The 18,108-nt window shown below is 73.3% G+C and carries 16 protein-coding genes; 11 read left to right on the top strand and 5 right to left on the bottom strand.

The features are described from left to right. Positions 1 to 994: 994 nt before the first annotated feature. Positions 995 to 1,294: a hypothetical protein gene (locus tag EAD96_RS28840; protein ID WP_120571391.1), complete on the bottom strand. Its 300-nt coding sequence runs from the start codon at positions 1,292 to 1,294 to the stop codon at positions 995 to 997. 165 nt (positions 1,295 to 1,459) lie between these two features. Between EAD96_RS28840 and EAD96_RS28845 the strand changes: the two genes are divergently transcribed. Together EAD96_RS28845 and EAD96_RS28850 are read left to right on the top strand one after the other, a co-directional pair. After that, positions 1,460 to 2,527, top strand: coding sequence for an LCP family protein (locus EAD96_RS28845; protein WP_121686460.1), 1,068 nt, complete (start codon positions 1,460 to 1,462; stop codon positions 2,525 to 2,527). A 109-nt stretch (positions 2,528 to 2,636) separates the two neighbouring features. Continuing rightward, complete coding sequence (locus EAD96_RS28850; protein WP_121686461.1) at positions 2,637 to 4,091, top strand: sugar transferase; 1,455 nt, start codon at positions 2,637 to 2,639, stop codon at positions 4,089 to 4,091. On the opposite strand, the gene rfbD is transcribed toward EAD96_RS28850, so the two are convergent. Together rfbD and rfbB are read right to left on the bottom strand one after the other, a co-directional pair. Next, positions 4,060 to 4,938 carry a dTDP-4-dehydrorhamnose reductase gene (gene rfbD / locus EAD96_RS28855; RefSeq protein ID WP_121686462.1) on the bottom strand — a complete coding sequence of 293 codons (879 nt, stop codon included), beginning with the start codon at positions 4,936 to 4,938 and terminating at the stop codon, positions 4,060 to 4,062. The genes EAD96_RS28850 and rfbD overlap by 32 nt on opposite strands. Continuing rightward, positions 4,938 to 5,936 (bottom strand): dTDP-glucose 4,6-dehydratase, encoded by a 999-nt coding sequence (gene rfbB, locus EAD96_RS28860; RefSeq protein ID WP_121686463.1) that lies wholly within the window; start codon positions 5,934 to 5,936, stop codon positions 4,938 to 4,940. Before rfbB ends, rfbD begins: the two co-directional genes overlap by 1 nt. A gap of 86 nt (positions 5,937 to 6,022) precedes the next feature. On the opposite strand from rfbB, the gene rfbA reads away from it, so the two are divergent. From rfbA to EAD96_RS28900, 8 genes are all read left to right on the top strand, one after another. Beyond that, entirely contained in the window at positions 6,023 to 6,910 is an 888-nt protein-coding gene (gene rfbA / locus EAD96_RS28865) for a glucose-1-phosphate thymidylyltransferase RfbA (RefSeq protein WP_120571396.1), read from the top strand. Next, positions 6,907 to 7,533, top strand: a complete 627-nt coding sequence (gene rfbC, locus EAD96_RS28870) for a dTDP-4-dehydrorhamnose 3,5-epimerase (protein WP_121686464.1) — start codon at positions 6,907 to 6,909, stop codon at positions 7,531 to 7,533. The genes rfbA and rfbC overlap by 4 nt, the downstream gene beginning before the upstream one ends. A 78-nt stretch (positions 7,534 to 7,611) precedes the next feature. After that, positions 7,612 to 8,880, top strand: a complete 1,269-nt coding sequence (locus EAD96_RS28875; protein WP_233586214.1) for a hypothetical protein — start codon at positions 7,612 to 7,614, stop codon at positions 8,878 to 8,880. A gap of 1 nt (position 8,881) precedes the next feature. Then, positions 8,882 to 9,733, top strand: coding sequence for a glycosyltransferase (locus EAD96_RS28880; protein ID WP_120571398.1), 852 nt, complete (start codon positions 8,882 to 8,884; stop codon positions 9,731 to 9,733). Continuing rightward, positions 9,730 to 10,806 carry a glycosyltransferase family 4 protein gene (locus EAD96_RS28885; protein WP_120571399.1) on the top strand — a complete coding sequence of 359 codons (1,077 nt, stop codon included), beginning with the start codon at positions 9,730 to 9,732 and terminating at the stop codon, positions 10,804 to 10,806. Before EAD96_RS28880 ends, EAD96_RS28885 begins: the two co-directional genes overlap by 4 nt. Before the next feature lie 65 nt (positions 10,807 to 10,871). Next, positions 10,872 to 11,780, top strand: coding sequence for a glycosyltransferase family 2 protein (locus tag EAD96_RS28890; protein ID WP_233586215.1), 909 nt, complete (start codon positions 10,872 to 10,874; stop codon positions 11,778 to 11,780). Further along, positions 11,780 to 12,610 (top strand): glycosyltransferase family 2 protein, encoded by an 831-nt coding sequence (locus EAD96_RS28895; RefSeq protein WP_120573943.1) that lies wholly within the window; start codon positions 11,780 to 11,782, stop codon positions 12,608 to 12,610. Before EAD96_RS28890 ends, EAD96_RS28895 begins: the two co-directional genes overlap by 1 nt. A 14-nt stretch (positions 12,611 to 12,624) precedes the next feature. Further along, positions 12,625 to 13,917: an acyltransferase gene (locus EAD96_RS28900; RefSeq protein WP_158614827.1), complete on the top strand. Its 1,293-nt coding sequence runs from the start codon at positions 12,625 to 12,627 to the stop codon at positions 13,915 to 13,917. Here the strand turns inward: EAD96_RS28900 and EAD96_RS28905 are convergent. Beyond that, positions 13,914 to 15,503: an O-antigen ligase family protein gene (locus EAD96_RS28905; RefSeq protein ID WP_121686465.1), complete on the bottom strand. Its 1,590-nt coding sequence runs from the start codon at positions 15,501 to 15,503 to the stop codon at positions 13,914 to 13,916. The genes EAD96_RS28900 and EAD96_RS28905 overlap by 4 nt on opposite strands. A 161-nt stretch (positions 15,504 to 15,664) precedes the next feature. On the opposite strand from EAD96_RS28905, the gene EAD96_RS28910 reads away from it, so the two are divergent. Further along, the gene (locus tag EAD96_RS28910; protein ID WP_147457951.1) at positions 15,665 to 17,269 is read left to right on the top strand and encodes a hypothetical protein; all 1,605 of its coding nucleotides are present in this window, start codon (positions 15,665 to 15,667) and stop codon (positions 17,267 to 17,269) included. Between the two features lie 13 nt (positions 17,270 to 17,282). Here the strand turns inward: EAD96_RS28910 and EAD96_RS28915 are convergent. After that, on the bottom strand, positions 17,283 to 18,108 hold an 826-nt coding region (locus tag EAD96_RS28915), incomplete at its 5' end, for a hypothetical protein (RefSeq protein WP_233586216.1).

Below are 18,108 nucleotides of genomic sequence, written 5' to 3' on the forward strand. Positions count from 1 at the left end.
TTCGTCGGCCGCGTCAGATGTGTATAAGAGACAGGCGCTGCACCTGGCCGGGGAGCATCCGGATGCCGGTGGCGGTCGCGCGGTGGCCGTACACGTCGGTGACCCGGATCTCGTACGGGCCGGGACCGGCCCCTGACTCGATCAGCCAGTAGTTGTAGTCCTGCCGCTGCGCCGCGCGCCACGAGCCGTTCTGCCGCACCTCGACCGAGCGCAGCGGGTTGCCGTGGTCACCGACCAGGACGGCGAACCACCACTGCGACGAGCCCTCCTTCATCCGGAAGGTGAGCGGACCGGGCAGCCTCGGGTTCACCACCGCGCGGTAGCTGACCTTCACCACCCCCTGCACCGGATCGGCGATGCGGGCGAACGCCTCGGCGGAGAGGTCGAGGTGACCCGGCGCGCACTCCGGGCACTGGTCCATCACCAAGACTCGGACGGTGCCGCGCGGGCCGGTGACGTCGAGGAAGCCGCCGCAGGAGGCGCCGGAGGCGTACTCGTCCGGGCCGAGAGCGACGTACATCCGGTCGGCGGGCGCGGCCGGCCGGGAGCAGTTGCCGCCGGCACCCTCGGAGTCGTAGAAGGTCGCCTTGCCGCTGCGCGTCGCGGCGCCGACGGGCGGGGCGGCAGCCCCCGGCAGTGCGGCGCCGGGCGCGAGGAGGGCGGCACCGGGCGGGGCGGCAGCCACCGGCAGGGCTGCACCGGGCGGGATAGCGGCGGCCGCGAGGGCGAGGGCGGCCACGGCAGCGCGCGGTGGGGCGGCGCAGGCGGGGGCGGCGCCACCGCGTACCGCGAGGGTCACCGCGACCGCGGCGGCGACGGTGACCAGACCGGCGGCGGCCAGGCGGCGACGGCGTGTGGCGGCGCGGCGTCGACCGTCCGGCGTGGCGGGTCCGGGCGCGTCGGCGGCGGCCGGCGGGTGGGGTGCGGTGCCGTCGGTCACGCCGGTCGATGCTGCCGGACCGGTGTGCCGCCGGACAAGCGAGCTAAGCGAAAGCTAAACCGGGCGCTGCCCGCGGGCGGTGGAGACGACACCGGCCAGCCCGACGGCGAGGTCGGGGTGCTGCCGCAGCGAGTCCTCCAGGCGGACGCGCCACACGCCGGTCTCGGCGGGCAGCCGGGCGTCGCCGGCCCAGCGGACCCGCTCACGGGTCTCGTCGAGGGCCACTGCCGTGGCGGGGCCCATCAGGGCGCCGAGTTCGCCGCGCAGCCAGCCGAACAGGTGCTCGTCGTGGATCGCGCCGCCGATGACCCGGGCGGCGTCCCACGCCACCCTCGGTTGGTGGATGACCTGCATCTCGACTCCTCGGTCGACCTGGCCTTCCGCACCATCATCGATCCGGCGGGGGCCCGGCGGCAAGGCCCGGAGCGGCCACCCCGCTCCGTCGCCGCGCCGCCGTCGGGGGCGTCACCGTCCGGGCGCGGGTCCACACGGTGCGACGCGAATCAGTAGCATCGCGGCATGTCAGATCGCCACCAGCTCACCGATTCCGACCCGCGTACGCAGGGCTCTCATGTGGAGCCGGGCGGGTCCGTGGAGGAGAAGGCGCCCCGGCGCCGCCGGGGCCGGCGGATCGCCCTGATCGTGCTGCTGGTGGTGGTGCTGCTCACCGGTGGCGGCGCGCTTGCCGGTGGCCTCTACTACCGCTCGGTCGACAAGTCCATCGAGCGGGTCGACGCCTTCGAGGGCGTACCGGAGGAGTCGCGGCCGCAGGTCGAGGCCAAGGGCGCCATGAACATCATGATCCTGGGCAGCGACTCCCGCGATCCGGAGAGCACCGGCGGCTCGCGCAGCGACACGATCATCCTGGCCCACCTGCCGAAGGACCGGTCGAGCGCACAGCTCATCTCGATCCCCCGGGACACCTGGACGGCCGTCCCCAAGTCGAAGGAGGGCCGCGGCGGTCGCGACGCGAAGATCAATGCCGCGTACGCCTGGGGCGGCGTGCCGCTGATGGTGCAGACGGTGGAGAAGTTCAGCGGCGTACGGGTGGACAACGTGGCGATGGTCGACTTCGCCGGCTTCAAGGAGATCATCGACGCGCTCGGCGGGGTCGAGATCGACGTGGAGAAAGGCTTCACCACGAAGTACTCGCTGATCGGCACGCGGACCTTCGAGAAGGGCCGGCAGACCATGGACGGGGCCGCCGCGCTGGACTACGCGCGGGAGCGGCACGCCTTCCCCGACGGCGACTTCGCGCGGATCCGGCACCAGCAGCAGGTGATCAAGGCCATTCTGGACAAGGCGGCCTCGGGCGGCGTGCTGACCAACCCGGCCAAGCTGAACTCGTTCGTCCGCGCCACGTCGGACTCGGTGGCCGTCGACAAGTCACTGTCGCTGGTGGATCTCGCGATGGAGATGCGTGGCCTGCGCGGTGGCAACCTGACGTTCTTCACCTGCCCGGTGAAGGGCACCGGCCGGGTCGGCAGTGAGAGCGTCGTGTTCCCCGATCCGGCGCGTTCCAAGACGCTGTTCGACGCGGTGCGCCGCGACTCGGTCCCCGAGATCCTCGCCATCAGCGGAAAGTAGGACGTCGATCTGTCATGCCGGTGCTGGCGGCGGGGCGGGGCCGCTCGTATCCTGCGATCGCCGTCGGTCTCTGCATCCGGGCCGGGGGCGCCACGGGGAAGGATCGACCATGCCACGCCTGCCGGCGTTCGAGCATCCGTCCGCGCCACCGTCCGGTGTGGCCATGAACGCGCCGATGGACGGCGGCCTGGACACGACGACAGTGCTGCCGTACGCGGGTTCGCGGGCGTCGACGCGTACCCGCCGGTTGCGGGCCTGGATGGTGACCGCGCCCATCGACGTCGCGGCGCTGCTCGCGCCGCTGCTGCTGACGCAGGACTACTGGCGCGGCACGTTGTTCAACGCCGCGCTCACGGTCGGCCTGTTCGCCGCGGGCGGGCTCTACCGGCCGCGCCGGCACATCAGCATCCTGGACGAGCTGCCGAGCCTCGGCGGCCGGCTGCTGGCCTCCGGCGCGGTGGGTGCCATCATCGCGGCGCTGCGGCACGACTCGGTGCCGCACGTCAGCGGGTTCATGCGCGGCGTCGCGCTCTCCGCCGGCCTGGTGATCGTCGGGCGGGCGCTGAACAGCCGGCTCATCCTGCTGGCCCGCAAGCGGCGGTGGGTGGAGCACAACGCGATAGTGATCGGCGGCGGCCCGATCGGCGGTGAACTGGCCCGGCTGCTGCGCCGATACCCGCAGTACGGGCTGCGGTTCGTCGGCGCTGTCGACGCCCCGTCACGGCCGCGGATCGGCGCGTTGCCGCTCATCGGCACGATCGACGACCTGGAGAAGCTCGCCGACATGCTGGAGTGCGAGGTCCTGGTCATCGCCGACCCGGACTGCTCCGAGGCCGACCTGATGGAGGCGCTGCTGCGTCCGGCCAGTTCCCGCTGTGACCTGTGGGCGGTGCCCCGCCTGTGGGGGTCGCGGTCGCAGGGCGGCTACCCCGACCACATCGGCGCCATCCCGATCATCAAGATCGGCGACACCACGCTGACCGGGCCCAGGTGGCGGCTCAAGCGCGCCTCCGACGTGGTGTTCGCGGTGACCGCCCTGGTGCTGCTGAGCCCGCTGCTGCTGCTCTGCGCCGTCGCCACGCTGCTCGACGGCGGCCGGGGCGTGTTCTTCCGCCAGGAGCGAATCGGCCGGTACGGCAAGCCGTTCCACGTGATCAAGTTCCGGTCCATGCGCCCGGCCGACGAGCACGAGTCGCAGACCACCTGGTCCATCGCGCACGACGAGCGGGTCGGTCCGATCGGGCGGTTCATGCGGCGCACCTCGCTGGACGAGCTGCCGCAGCTGTGGAACATCCTGCGCGGCGAGATGAGCGTGGTGGGGCCCCGGCCGGAGCGGCCGTACTTCGTGGAGAAGTTCTCCGTCGAATACCCCAGATACGCGATGCGTCACCGCGTGCCGGTCGGGCTCACCGGGCTGGCGCAGGTCAGCGGCCTGCGCGGGGACACGCCGATCTCGGACCGGGCCCGGTTCGACAACTACTACGTCGAGAACTGGTCGCTCTGGCTCGACATCAAGATCGTGCTGCGTACCGTCACCGAGGTGTTCCGGGGCGGGGGGCGCTGAGCGCCTCGGCCAGGTCCGCGTACCAGTCCCCCGGCGGCGGCAGCTTCGCCGCCGCCCACCGGCCGTGCGCCAGCACGCTGTAGCGGGGGCGCGGCGCCGGGCGCGGGAAGCGGTCGCTCGTGGTCGGCCGGACCCGGTCCGGGTCGAGGCCACGCAGGGCGAGGACGGCGCGGGCCAGGCCGTACCAGGTCGTCTCGCCGGCGGCGGTGCCGTGGTACGTCCCGGGCGCCGCGTCGCCGGCCAGCGCCGCGTCGGCGAGCGCCACGAGACGCTCCGCGAGCCGGTACGACCAGGTGGGCTGCCCGTGCTGGTCGTCCACCACGTCGAGCCGGTCGCGTTCGGCTGCCAGCCGCAGCACGGTGGTGACGAAGTTGCGCCCGTGGGTGGCGTAGAGCCAGGCGGTACGCACGACGTACCCGGTCTCGGGCAGCAGCCGCGCCACCGCCAGTTCCCCGGCGAGCTTGCCGCGCCCGTACGCGTTGACCGGGTCGGTCGGGGCGTCCTCCGGGTACGGCTCGGTGGCGTCGCCCGCGAACACGTAGTCGGTGGAGACGTGCACGAGACGCGCACCGGACCCGGCACAGGCGTGGGCCAGGGCGGCCACCGCGTCGCCGTTGACGGCTGTGGCGTCCCGCTCGCGCGTCTCCGCGCCGTCCACATCGGTCCACGCGGCGGCGTTGAGCACGACGTCGTGCCCGCCGACCGCGTCCCGGACCGCGTGGGTGTCGGTGACGTCGAGGTCGGCGCGGGCGGCGGCGGTGACCGACAGGTCCGGCCGGGTCCGCAGCACGGCGAGCAGGTCCCGCCCGAGCATCCCGCCCGCGCCGGTGACGAGCACGCGGGTCATCAGTGGCCGGCCGTCTTCAGCGGCTCCCACCAGGCCCGGTTGTCCCGGTACCAGCGCACCGTCTCGGCCAGGCCCCGGTCGAGGTCGATGCTCGGGGCGTACCCCAGCTCGTTGCTGATCCTGCTGATGTCCAGCGAGTAGCGGCGGTCGTGGCCCTTGCGGTCGGTGACCGGTACGACCCGGTCCCAGCCGGCCCCGCACGCCGCCAGGAGCCGCTCGGTGAGCTGCCGGTTGGTCAGCTCGGTGCCGCCGCCGATGTGGTAGACCTCGCCGGCCCGCCCCTTCTCCTGCACCATCGCCACACCCCGGCAGTGGTCGTGCACGTGCAGCCAGTCCCGGACGTTGCCGCCGTCGCCGTAGAGCGGCACGGTGCCGCCGTCGAGCAGGTTGGTCACGAACAGCGGGACGACCTTCTCCGGGAACTGGTACGGCCCGTAGTTGTTGGAGCAGCGCGTCACCACGACGTCCAGGCCGTGGGTGCGGTGGTAGGACAGCGCCAGCAGGTCCGACCCCGCCTTCGAGGCGGAGTACGGCGAGTTCGGTGCCAGCGGCCAGCTCTCCGTCCACGAGCCGGAGTCGATCGAGCCGTACACCTCGTCGGTGGAGACATGCACGAACCGGCGCACGCCGTGCCGCAGCGCGGCGTCCAGCAGTGTCTGGGTGCCGAGCACGTTCGTGGTGACGAACGGAGCGGCGCCGGTGATCGAGCGGTCCACGTGCGACTCGGCCGCGAAGTGGACGATCACGTCGTGCCCGGGCACCACCTCGTCGACCAGCGCCGGATCGCAGATGTCGCCACGGACGAAGCGCAGCCGAGGGTCGTCGCGTACCGGGGCCAGGTTCGCCAGGTTGCCGGAGTAGGTCAGCTTGTCCAGCACGGTGAGCGCGTCGGGGCCCTCGACCGGCACCCCGGCCGCGTCGCCGCCGGGGACGCCCAGCAGCATCCGCACGTACTCCGACCCGATGAAGCCGGCACCGCCGGTGACGAGGATCCTCACGGGTCGTGGAGTCTACGCCGTACCGGCAGGCCGGGCGGGACGTCGACGGGCCACGGGGGCGGTGGCCCCGCGGGTAGTCTCCGCGGGTGCGTGGAATCCTTCTCGCCGGCGGCACCGGATCCCGGCTCTGGCCGATCACCCGGGCCGTCTCCAAGCAACTGATGCCGGTGTTCGACAAGCCGATGGTCTACTACCCGCTCTCCACTCTGGTGATGGCCGGGGTACGGGAGATCCTGGTGGTGACCACGCCGGACGACCGGGCCCAGTTCGAGCGGCTGCTCGGCGACGGCAGCCAGTGGGGGCTGCGCCTGGCGTACGCCGAGCAGCCCCGGCCGGAGGGCATCGCGCAGGCGTTCCTGCTCGGCGCCGACTTCATCGGCGACGAGTCGGTGGCGCTGGTCCTCGGCGACAACATCTTCCACGGCGTCGGGCTCGGCCGGCAGCTCGCCCAGCACGGCGAACCGGCCGGTGGGCGGGTCTTCGCGTACCCGGTCGCGAACCCGCAGGACTACGGCGTGGTGGAGTTCGACGACGCCGGCCGGGTGCTGTCGATCGAGGAGAAGCCGGAGCATCCCCGGTCCCGGTACGCGGTGCCGGGCCTCTACTTCTACGACAACCGGGTGGTCGACATCGCCCGCAAGCTGACCCCGAGCGCCCGGGGCGAGCTGGAGATCACCGCCATCAACGAGACGTACCGGGTGTGGGGCGAGCTGACAGTGACGGTGCTCGACCGGGGCACCGCGTGGCTGGACACGGGCACGTTCACGTCGATGATGCAGGCCGCCGAGTTCGTCCGGGTGATCGAGGAACGCCAGGGCATGAAGATCGGCTGCGTCGAGGAGGTCGCCTGGCGGTCCGGGCTGATCGACGACGAGCGGCTGCGGATGCTGGCCCACCCGCTGACGCGCAGCGGTTACGGTGAATACCTGCTGGGTCTGCTGGCCGAGCGGTCCGCTTCGGGGAGCGCGTCGTGAAGATCCGTCCGCTGAGCATCGAGGGCGCCTGGGAGGTGACCCCGCGCCAGCACGGCGACCCGCGGGGCCTGTTCCTGGAGTGGTACCGCTTCGACCGGCTCGCCGAGGCGGTCGGCCATCCGCTGCGGCTCGCGCAGGCCAACCTCTCCGTGTCGGCGCGGGACGTGGTGCGCGGCATCCACTTCGCCGACGTACCGCCCGGCCAGGCCAAGTACGTGACCTGCGTACGCGGGGCGGTGCTGGACGTGGTGGTGGACGTGCGGGTCGGCTCACCGACGTACGGCCGGTGGGAGGCGGTACGCCTCGACGACACCGACCGGCGGGCCGTCTACCTGGCCGAAGGGCTGGGGCACGGGTTCTGCGCGCTCGCCGACGACGCCACGCTGAGCTATCTCTGCTCCACCACCTACAACCCGGACGCCGAGCACACGGTGCATCCCCTCGACCCGGACCTGGCGATCGACTGGCCGGCCGAGGCGCCGGTGCTGTCGGCCCGCGACGCCGCCGCGCCCAGCCTGGCCCACGCGCGTACGGCCGGGCTCCTGCCCGACTACCGCAGCTGCCTGTCGTTCGTGGCCGGTCCCGACCCGGCCAGGTGGAGCCCGAAGGCTGATTGCAGCTGACCGGTCATTCGGGTAGAAAATGCCAGCGACGTGGTACTCGCCGTACCACACCTGTGCCGCATCGTTTGGGGGAGACGAGTGACAGGCCGTTCGCTGGTCGACGCTGCGCAGTCCTCGTCGGAACCCGGCACGACACCACCGTCCGGGCGCCGGGCGGCCGGTCTGCTGCGGCGGCTCGTCGCGCCCGAGCGCCTCTATCTCGGCGCGCTGGGCCTGACCGGCCTGGCGGCGGTCATGTCGGTGGCGCTGCCCGCGGCGGAGCGCGGCGAGCTGTCGGCGAACATGGTGAGCGCCACGCTCGGCGCGGCCGTCGGCGGGCTGTCGCTCGACACGTTCCTCATCTCGCGCCCGGCCGGCTGGGTGCAGTCCCGGGGACGGGCGTACGTGATCGCGATCCTCGGCGTCGCCGTACTCCTCTCCGGTGTCGCGGCCGCGCTGCTCACCGCGGCGGCGGGCGTCGGCGCCTATCTGGTCGGGGTCGGGTCCGGGGTGGGTCTGACCGTGTTCAACACGGTTTCGTCGCTCGCCCTGCGGCAGCGCAGCTTCCGGCTGGTCTACGCGATGCGCGCGGCGAGCGGCGCGGTCCTGGTCGCCGGTTACGCCGCCCTCTACGCCGCCGGCCGGCTCGACGGCGGCCTGTGGAGCATGGTGTGGCTCGCGGTGCAGTGGCTCAGCGCCTTCGCCGTGTGCGCCCTGGTCCTGGTGCGGCTGCGGCGGGCCGGCGCGGCCCCGGCGCCCACCTCGACCGGTTCGGACTACCGGGCCGACCTGCTCGCGGCCGGGAGCCTGCACCTGGGCATCTTCGCGCAGATGATGACGCTGCGGTTCAACCAGATCCTGGTGGCCCGGTTCGCCGGGGCCGGTCCGCTCGGCGTCTACGCGCTGGCGGTCGCGGCCCTGGAGTTCGCGCAGGCCGGCGCCGTGGTGCGGGCGCAGCGCATCCTGGCCGACCGGGACGGCGGGAACGGGCCGGACCCGACGCGGTCGGTGGTGACGGCGGCCCTGCCGATCGCCCTGGCCGCGATCGCCGGGCTCGGCGTGCTGGGCTTCCTGGCGCCGGAGTACCGGCACGCCTGGCTCCTCGGGCTGCTGCTCCTGCCGGGCTCGCTGGCCACGGCGGCCGGGAAGAGCTGGAGCGCCCTGCTGCTGAAGCGGCGGGGCGAGAAGGCGACCACCGTGGTCGCCGTGGTCACGTCGGCGGTCGCGATTCCGGCATACCTCGGCGTCATCCCGTGGGCCGGTGTGGTCGGGGCGGCGATCGCCTCCTCGCTCGCCTACGCCGTACACGCGTTCGCGTCGAGAGCGAGCCTGCGCCGAGCGCAGCCGCCGAATCCTGGGATGGTATGAGATGGACGTCTCGATCGTGGTTCTCGCCTGGGAGGACTTCCACCGCACCCGCGCCTGCGTCCTGTCACTGCCCGCCGAGGCCGAGATCGTCGTGGTGGACAACGGCAGCTCGGCGGAGATCCGCGAGGCGCTGAGCGAGTTCTGCGCCCAGCAGGGCGTCACCTACGTCCAGTCCGGCTCGAACCTGGGGTACGCCCGCGGCATGAACCTCGGCGTACGGCACACCAGCCGGGCGAACGTCATCCTCTCCAACAACGACATCGTCGTGCACGGTGACGCGGTGGCCCGGCTGCTGACGGCCCTGGAGGACCCGGTGGTGGGCGCCGCCTTCCCCGCTGTGGTGACGCCGGAGGGCGTGCCGCAGACCGAGGGCGGCCGGTTCCTGACCATGGGGGTCGGGCTGGGCCACGCCACCGGGCTGAGCCTCGTCGTGCCGCGCCTGCGGATCGTCGCGCCCCCCGAGCAGGCGGACTGGCTGACCGGGCCGTTCGTCGCGCTGCGGCGCAGCACCTTCGACGCCATCGGTGGAGTCGACGAGACGTCGTTCTTCTACTCCGAGGACATGCGGCTGTGCTGGGCGGTGCGCCGGCAGGGCAAACGGCTGGCGTACGTGGCGGACGCCGTGATCATGCACGAGGACGACGCGACGGCCAAACGCCGCTGGTCGGCGGAGGAGATCTCCGAGCGGCGTACCCGGGAGTTCATCCGGGCCAGCCGGGACCTGGGCGGCCGCCGTGGTCGCGTGGCGGCCACCGCGTACGTCTGCGGCATCCTGCTGCGGGCGGCGGTGGGCCGTGACTCCGTGCGCCGGGCGATAGCGCGCGGGGCTGTCGCGGGACTGCGTGCGTCGTGAGGGTGCTCTTCGTCTGCACGACCGGTGGCTCCGGGCGGCGGCAGCTGGGCGGCGCGGAACGGATGCTCGCCGAGCTGGTGCCGGCGCACGCCCGCACCGGCGTCGACGTGGTGGCCGCCACCTCGGACGACGAGGTGGGCAGGTCGCTGCGCGAGGCCGGGGTGCCGTGGGTCGGGCTCGGCGCGACAAGCCGGATCGACCTCGGCTACGCGCGGGAGATCCGCCGTCTCGTCCGCGAGATGAAGCCGGACGTGGTCTGCGCCCACCTGCTCTCCGCCGCGATGCACGCGCGGGCCGCGCTCAGCCTGGATCGCACCCCGCTCGTGGTCACCCTGCACAACAGCCTCTGGCAGTACCGGGACACCGCCGGGTCGTGGCAGCAGAGGGCCGCCATCCAGTCCAACATCACGCTGGACCTGGCGATGCGTCGCCTCCGGCCGCACGCGACGGTCGCGGTGTCCGAGTTCGAGGCCACCGAGCTGCGCGAGCGGGGCCGCGTCCGGAACGTGCACCTGATCCCCAACCCGCTTCCGGCCGACTGGCCGGCCCCGAAGCCCGCCGACGCGCCGGCGTCCGGCCGGCGGCCCGTGGTCGGCTACCTGGGCCGGCTGGAGCGGGAGAAGGGCGCGGACCTGCTGGCCGAGACCGCCGCGCACCTGCCGGAGATGGACGTCCGGGTCGCCGGGGCGGGCTCCCTGCCGATCGCGGCCCGGCCGAACCTGGAACTCGTCGGCCGGGTCACCGCGGCGGACTTTCTCCGGCGCGTCGACTGCCTCCTGGTGCCGTCCCGGGTCGAGTCGTTCGGGCTCAGCGCGCTGGAGGCGCTGTCCCTGGGCGTACCGGTGGTGCACACCGGGGCCGGCGGGCTGGCCGAGGTCACCCGGTACGCCACCGGCACGCTCGCCGTCCGGGCCGACCCCACCCCCGCCGCGCTGGCCGGCGCGGTCCGCCGGGCGCTGGCCCACGCCGGGCCGGCCGAGGAGCGGCAGGCCGTGGCCGAGTGGTACGCCCAGGAGTACGCCTTCGACCGGTGCGTGACGCGCTGGCAAAGTCTGTACCGGTCGCTGCGGTGACCGCGATTCCGTCGGCAGGGGACGGTCCGGCGTCCCCCGAGCGGCCGACACCGGGAAGTGGTGCCGTGGAACTGACTGTCGTCACGGTGCTCTACCGGTCCGCCGGCATGCTCGCCGAGACGCTGCCCACCTGGGTACGCAGCGCCGAAGGGCTGCCGGTGCGGTTCGTCTTCGCCGACAACTGGCCCGAGGACGGCTGCGCGGAGATCATCGCCAGTTGCCTCGACCACGACCGGTACCGGTACCTTCCCGACTCGTCCAACCCGGGCTTCGCGGCCGGCTGCAACCGGGCCGTCGCGGCCACCACCACCGGCCATGTGCTGCTGCTGAACCCGGACGTCTGGCTGCCCGACGGCGCGCTGGCCCGCATCTGCGCCGCCGTCGCGGAGGACCCCGGCACCCCGGTCGCGGTCGGCCTGGCCATGCACGGCGGCGAGTACGTGGGCATCGACCTGAACCCGGTCTCGCTGTTCATCGACCGGTCCGCAGCGACCGCACGGGCGCCACTGGGCCCGTCCGGCGGCGCGGCGGTCTTTCCCACCGACCTGTACCGCAGGTTCGGCGGGTTCTACGAGCATCTGTTCGCCTGGGGTGAGGATGCCGACCTCGCCCTGCGGCTCTACGCCTCGGGTACGCCCACCCGCCCGCTGGATCTGATGCTCCCGCACGCCGGTGGGCACAGCGTCGACGGCGACGACCGGCTGCAGGGATTCCGGGCCTTCCTCCTCGCCCGCAACCGGCTCCTGGTCGCGGCGCGCACGCTCACCTGGCCGCTGCTGCTCGTCGCGCTGCCGGTCCTCGCGTTGGCGCACGTCGCGCTCGCCGCCCGGCGGGTCCGCCAGGGCCTGCTGCGGCCGTTCCTGCGCGGCGTGGGACACGGCCTGCGCCAAGGGCCGGCTGCCCGCCGGCAGTGGACCGGCAAGCGGTTCGGCTTTGCGACCCTGCTCAGCTATCTGACAGTTCGGAGAGCGTGATGACGGGACACCCGTGGAGTGTCGTGACTGTCACCTACAACTCGGCGGACACGCTGCGCCGCTGCTGGCGCGGCGAGAAGCCGTACGAGTGGATCGTGGTGGACAACGCGTCGTCCGACGACTCGGCGGCGGTGGCCCGGGAGCTGGGCGCCCGGGTCGTCCGGCTACCGGAGAACGTGGGCTTCTCCCGGGCCAACAACGTCGCGCTGCACGAGGCCGGCGGCAGATACCTCCTCTTCGCGAACCCGGACCTGGAGGTCCGCCCGGACGGGCTGGACGTGCTCGCGCGGCACCTGGACGCGCACGGCGGACTGGTGGCGCCCCAACTGCTCTCAACCGACGGGACCCCGCAGCCCAACGGGCGTGGCTTCCCGTACGCCACCGCGAAACTCGGTAACCGGAAGCTGTGGCCGCTGTCCCGCCTGCACGAGTCGTACCGGATGGTGGCGGAGCCGGGCGAGGTCCGCTACGTCGCCTGGCTGATGGGGGCGGCGGTCGCCGGACGCACCGGGGACTTCGTCGAGCTGGGCGGGTGGAACGAGCGCTTCTTCCTCTACTACGAGGACCACGAGCTGGGCCTGCGGGCTTGGCAGCGCGGTTTCCCGGTCGCTCTGCTCGGTGACGTGCGGTGGACCCACCACTGGGCGCGGGCGACGAACTCGGTGCGGTGGTCGCCGGCGCACACGCTGGAGTTGCGCAGCGCCCGGATCTTCTTCGGCATGTTCCCCGAGTTCCTGGTCGGCCTGCCGCCTGCTGCCCGCCGGCACCACCGGGCGGCCGGGCTGATCGGTTCACGGGTGCCCGCGCCCCGCCCGCCGACGGCCGGCTGATCCGGTCGGTCAGCGTGTCTCCCCTCCTGAGCACCGCCGTCCGGCGTGCGCTCGTGTCGCAGTCGCTGGCGACGGCGTACCACGGGCGGGCCAACGGTTTCGGCGCGCTGCGGCTCGCCTTCGCGCTGGCGGTGGTGCTGTCCCACACCGCCGCCCTCGGGTTCGGGCGTCCGCTGCTGCACCGGGTCGACCTGGGCGCCCTGGCGGTGGCGGGCTTCTTCGCGATCTCCGGTTTCCTCGTCGTCGGCTCGGCGCGGCGCCACTCGGTGCCGCGTTTCCTGTGGCACCGGGCGCTGCGGATCTGGCCCGGACTGTGGGTCTGCCTGCTGTTCACCGGCTTGGTCGTCGCGCCCCTGCTGTACCTCGACCGGCACGGCTCGCTCGACGGGCTGTGGCGCAGCCCGGGCGGGGTGCTCGACTACCTGCGGCAGAACTGGTGGGGCGGGCTGCGGCAGTTCGGCATCGCCGACCTGCTGCGCGGTGACACGCCGTACTGGCACTGGCAGGGCGGGAACACCGTCAACGGGTCGTTGTGGACCCTCGCCTACGAGATCTACTGCTATCTGGCGGTGGCCGTCCTGGCCGCGCTCACCGTCCTGCGCCGGCAGCTCCGCTGGGTCACGCTGCTCGCCGTGGTGGCGGTGTTCGGCGTCCTCTGCTGGAACCACCTCCAGCCCGGGGCGGCGCTCTGGACCAGCGGCGCGGTCGGTCCGCTGCCGATGCTCGGCGCGCTGGAGAAGACCTACCTGCTCTGGTACGGGTTCATGTTCCTGGCCGGCGGGGCCGCCGAGCTGTACCGCGACCGGCTGCCGATCAACGACCTGCTCGGCGTGCTCGCGCTCGGGACGGTCGGCTGGCTCGCCGCGCGGGGCGACTTCGTCGGCCCGGGGGTGTACGCCGTCGACGGGGCGTTCTTCGCACCGGGACTGCTCGCCTACGCGTACGCCGTCCTCTGGCTCGCCGTGCGGCTGCCGCGCATGCTGCACCGCGTCGGCCGCGACAACGACTACTCGTACGGGGTCTACATCTACTCGTTCGTGGCGCAGCAGGTGCTCGCCAAGATCGGCCTGCCGGCTCTGGGCGTGGCCGGGTTCTTCCTGGTCAGCGCCGTGCTCAGCCTCGGGCTGGCGGTGCTCTCCTGGCATCTGGTCGAGAGGCCGGCGCTGCAGCTCAAGGACTGGACCCCGCCCGCGCTGCGCGAGCCGCCGGACGATCCGCCGGGCCAGGACGGTCCCGACGCGCCTGCGGTGCCCGGGCGCACTGCGGACGCCGACCCGGATCCGGCTGCCGCGCCGGCCACTGGTTAACGCGGGCCCGCGCTGGCCGGTGCGGCGGCTTCCGTGCCCGGTTGCCGGCGACGGGGCACCGGTAGCGCCCGCGCCGCCAGGGAGGGGTTGTCGGCGGCGCCGAGCGCGACCGCCAGGAGCAGCACGGCCACGGCGCCCAGCCACAGCCACACGTCGAAGAAGAAGATCTGGGCCGCGAACCCGACCAGCAGGAGGCGGGCCGGCAGCGACCGGAGGCGCCGGTACAGCAGCACCAGGAGCGCCAGCAGGCAGGCCAGTCCGATCAGGCCGAAGTTGTACCAGAACGTCAGGTAGGTGTTGTCGAAGACCTGGGCCTGACCGTCGCCGATGCCGACGTTCTCCAGGAAGCGCACGTTGGCCTCCGGCCCGTTGCCGAAGACGACCGTGGACCAGTCGCGGGTGATGCCGTCCCAGACCACGCTCATGCGGGTGAAGCGGGCGTCGGCGCTGGCCGGGTCGGAGATCCGTGATCCCGCCACGTCGACGGAGTCCACGGCACTGGCGGTGGGCGCGGCCGGGGCCGGCGGGCTGGGCTCCGGCGGCAGGGAACTCGCCGCCGGCGCCGCCGGAGCGGCCGGGCTCGGCGTGGCCGGGCTCGGCGTGGCGGCGGGCGACTCGGGAGTCGGCGCCGCCGAACTCGCCGCCGGAGCGGCCGGACCCGGGGCGGGTGCGGTGGTGTCGGGCCGCAGGGCCGGGGGGCTGACCGCCACGAACGCCCAGGTGACCACAGCGATCGCGGCGGCGGTGCCCAGGCCGCGCCAGCTGACCTTCCGCCACTGGAGGAACAGCCAGAACCCGAGCGCGAGAACCGTGCCCACCCAGGCGCTGCGGGTGCCGGAGAGCACCAGGCCGACGAAGTTGGCGGTGACCGGCACGTACCAGAACCGGCCCCGGAGGGTCAGCGCGACGAGCACCATCGCCATGGCGAACGTGCCATAGATGATGGGGTGCCCGGACAGTCCCACCGCCCGGGTCGCGTCGAACGCCGAGGTGTAGGTCCAGTCGTACGCGAACTGGTCGAAGATCGGCCAGCTCCGGGAAGCGGTCTGGTACTTGGCGAACACTGCCACGGCGACGCTGAACCAGGTGAGGGCCTCCGCGATCCGCCGGACGGTCCGCCGGTCGTGCCGTGCCTCCTCCGCCAAATGCCAGGCCAGCACGCCGAAGCACAGCAGAGGCGCGACGCCGACCGCGATCGGCTTCACCCCGTGCCAGTGGACGAGTCCCGCGAGCACCGCGCACGCCGGAAGCAGGAGCGCCGCCGCGAGCGCCTTCGGCGGCCACCCGTCGCGTTCGGCGCGCAGCACCCGCCCCCACGCGGCGAGGAGGAACAGCACCAGCAGCAGCGTGTACGACGGATTCGTCGGATAGCCGACGTCGATGGTCACCGGAACGGCGAAGGCGATGACGAAGACGGCCCAGGTGATCCGGACCGGTTCGGTCAGCACCCAGCCGAGCAGGGCGCCGACGCCGACCCCGAGCGCCAGCTGCCACCTGCCCGTCACCAGGAACCCGGCCGCCAGAACGACAAGGCCAAGGCCGAGGAGACGCGCCCTGCGCTCCACGCCCATGATCCGGTCAGCCATCACACGCACCGCACGATCGTACGGATCAGCAGTGGCCGATCGGCACCAGCCCTGGGCCGGGAACGCGGGCCCGCAGGTCCGGGCCTGTCGACGCACCTGAGTGGTGGGTTAGGGTGACGGCCGGTCGGCAGGCGGGGATAGGGATCTGCGTGGTTGCACGGGTGGAACCAGCCGATGTGGACAGATCCGGCGGGGCGGCGGCCCGACCGCCGGGGCCCCGCCCGATCCTGTGGGACAGCACCGCCGTCCTCGCGCTGCTGTGCCTGCTGCCGATCCTGCACGACGTCAAGACCATGCTCAGCGCGCCGTACTGGCTCGACGAGGCGTGGGTCGCCCTGTCCGTCCGCTTCCCGCTGGGCGATCTGCCGGTCACCACGTCGTCCAGCCCGCTCGGCTGGAGCTTCCTGCTGCGGCTGGTGCCGGACGCGGACGACCTGCGGCTGGTCACCCTGGCGTTCCACGGGCTCGCGGTCGTGGCGGCGTACGGTCTCGGCCGGTCGCTGCGGTGGTCGACGCCCGGCCGGGGCGTGGTGGCCGGCGCGGCCTGCGCGGCGGCGGTCCTGCTGCTCCCCGCCCAGCAGGTGCGCCACGACCTCAAGCAGTACACCGCCGACGCCGCCGTGGCCGTGGGCGTGCTCGCCCTGGTCGCCTGGGTCGAGCAACGGTGGTCGCGCCGGCGGCTCAACGTGCTCACCGCCGCGGTCGCCGCGGGCATGCTGGTCAGCCACGTCACCGCGATCGTGGCGCCGTGCGCGTTCGGCGGGCTGCTGCTGGTCACGGCGGTCCGGCGGCAGTGGCTACGTCTGGTCGAGGTGACAGTGACCGGGCTCAACGCCGGGCTGGTCCTCACCGGCGTCTACTTCGGCATCTCGATGCAGGGCCGGAACGTGCCCATGCAGCAGTTCTGGGCCGGCAACTTCCCCGGGGTGACCGAACTGCCCGGCTACCTGGCACGGCAGATCGACACGCTGATGCCGGTGGTCGGCGCGCCCGGGCTGGTGGTGGTCGCCCTGCTCGTGGCCGGCACGCTGACGCTCCGCAGGCACGGCCGGCCCGGCACCGCTGTCGCCGTGATGCTCCTGCCCGTGGTCGCGACGATCGTCGGCCTCGCGAAGGTCTATCCGCTGCTGGAGCTGCGTACCTCGCACTTCCTGCTCGTCACGGCCGCCGCGGTGGCCGGTCTCGGGGTCGCCGGGTCGGCGAGCCGCGCGGCCGACCTGGCCTGCCGCCGCCTCTCCCAGGTGCGGCCCGCGGTCCTGGCCGCGGCCGTCTGCACGGTCCTGCTCGGGGGGTACGCGGCCGGCAACAGCCGCTGGTACCGGTTCGACGGGAACGAGCCGGGCCTCTACTACACGGCGATCGCCGTCACCGACGTGCGCTCGGCGACCGAGTACGTGGCCCGGCACCGCCTCCCGAACGACGTCGTGGTCATGAACAACGCGGCCTGGTACGGGTTCGCGTTCTACTCGCGGCACGAGCGGCTGAAACTGGTCGTGCCGCACGGGAACACGGTGGGCTGGTGGGTCGACATGCCCGACCGGCCCGACGTCGTGGTGGTGCCCGGCCACGACACCACTGCCGTGCGGGTCAGTCTCCGCCACGCGGTCGAGCTGGCGGCCGAGCGCGGCGACGGGGCGCGCGTCTGGCTGATCCGCTCGCACGTCGTCGGCGACGAGGTGGACGCCTGGCGGCAGGCGCTCGCCGCCTACCGGGTCGAACAGGTCACCGGCGGGGTCGAACCGGTCGCCCGGATCAGCACGGCATGACGGGCCGCGGCCGTCAGCTGCCGCGCTGCCACAGGTCGCGCAGGGCGTCCCAGTCGCCGTCCACACCGTCCTTGCAGAGCGTCTCGATGTAGAAGGCGCCCTGCATGTCGTCGGGGTCCCACCAGACGCCGCAGATCGCCCGGCCGTCCTCGCCCTCGAAGGCGTACTCGACGTAGCTGCCGGGCTTGCCGGTTACGCCGCCCTTCATGGCGCCGGCCTCGCGCAGCCCCGGCGCCAGCGAGCCGCCGGCGAGGTTGAGCTGTTGGCGGTACGCCCGCGCGGTGTCCTTCTGCTTCTGTCCCGGGTAGAGCGTGAAGTGCAGCCACGCGCCGCCGTAGTGGCAGAACACGTGCCCCTTCTCGTCCGTCGGCAGCTTCGGGGCGCCCGGCTGGCCGTAGACGGTGCAGCCGCCGATCCGGGTCAGCCAGGGCTCGACCAGCGGGGCCAGCTCCCCCTCGAACTTGGCCTTGTTGATGGCGAGCTGCGTGGCCTCGTAGGGCGGCAGCGACGGACTGGCCGACGGCGCGGGCGTCGCGGCCTCCTTCTCGCGTCCTGCGCCCAGGAAGAACCCGGCGGTGCCGGCGACCAGGGTGAGCACCAGGGCGCCGACGATCGAGATCCAGTCGCGCCGCTTCGGCGCCGGCTGCACCGGGGCGATCCGGCGTCCGCCGGACGGGTCCAGCGGGTCGGTGGCCACGGGCGCCGAGCCGACGGCGGGCGACGCGGAGACGGCGGACGTCGCGGGGACCCCGGAGGTCGCGGCGACGGCGGCCGGAGACATCGGCGCGCCGGAGATCGGCTGAGCCGCCATCGCCCAGGGCTGCGGAACCCACGGTAAC

The organism is Micromonospora sp. BL1 (assembly GCF_003667485.1).
GTDB classification, from domain to species: domain Bacteria; phylum Actinomycetota; class Actinomycetes; order Mycobacteriales; family Micromonosporaceae; genus Micromonospora; species Micromonospora tulbaghiae.

Bases quoted from the DNA above. Each gene is read 5' to 3' on its own strand.
- rfbD (WP_121686462.1), bottom strand. From the start codon at position 4,938: ATGACCCGCGTGCTCGTCACCGGCGCGGGCGGGATGCTCGGGCGGGAC.
- EAD96_RS28905 (WP_121686465.1), bottom strand. From the start codon at position 15,503: ATGGCTGACCGGATCATGGGCGTGGAGCGCAGGGCGCGTCTCCTCGGC.
- EAD96_RS28880 (WP_120571398.1), top strand. From the start codon at position 8,882: ATGGACGTCTCGATCGTGGTTCTCGCCTGGGAGGACTTCCACCGCACC.
- EAD96_RS28840 (WP_120571391.1), bottom strand. From the start codon at position 1,294: ATGCAGGTCATCCACCAACCGAGGGTGGCGTGGGACGCCGCCCGGGTC.
- EAD96_RS28895 (WP_120573943.1), top strand. From the start codon at position 11,780: ATGACGGGACACCCGTGGAGTGTCGTGACTGTCACCTACAACTCGGCG.
- EAD96_RS28850 (WP_121686461.1), top strand. From the start codon at position 2,637: ATGCCACGCCTGCCGGCGTTCGAGCATCCGTCCGCGCCACCGTCCGGT.
- EAD96_RS28845 (WP_121686460.1), top strand. From the start codon at position 1,460: ATGTCAGATCGCCACCAGCTCACCGATTCCGACCCGCGTACGCAGGGC.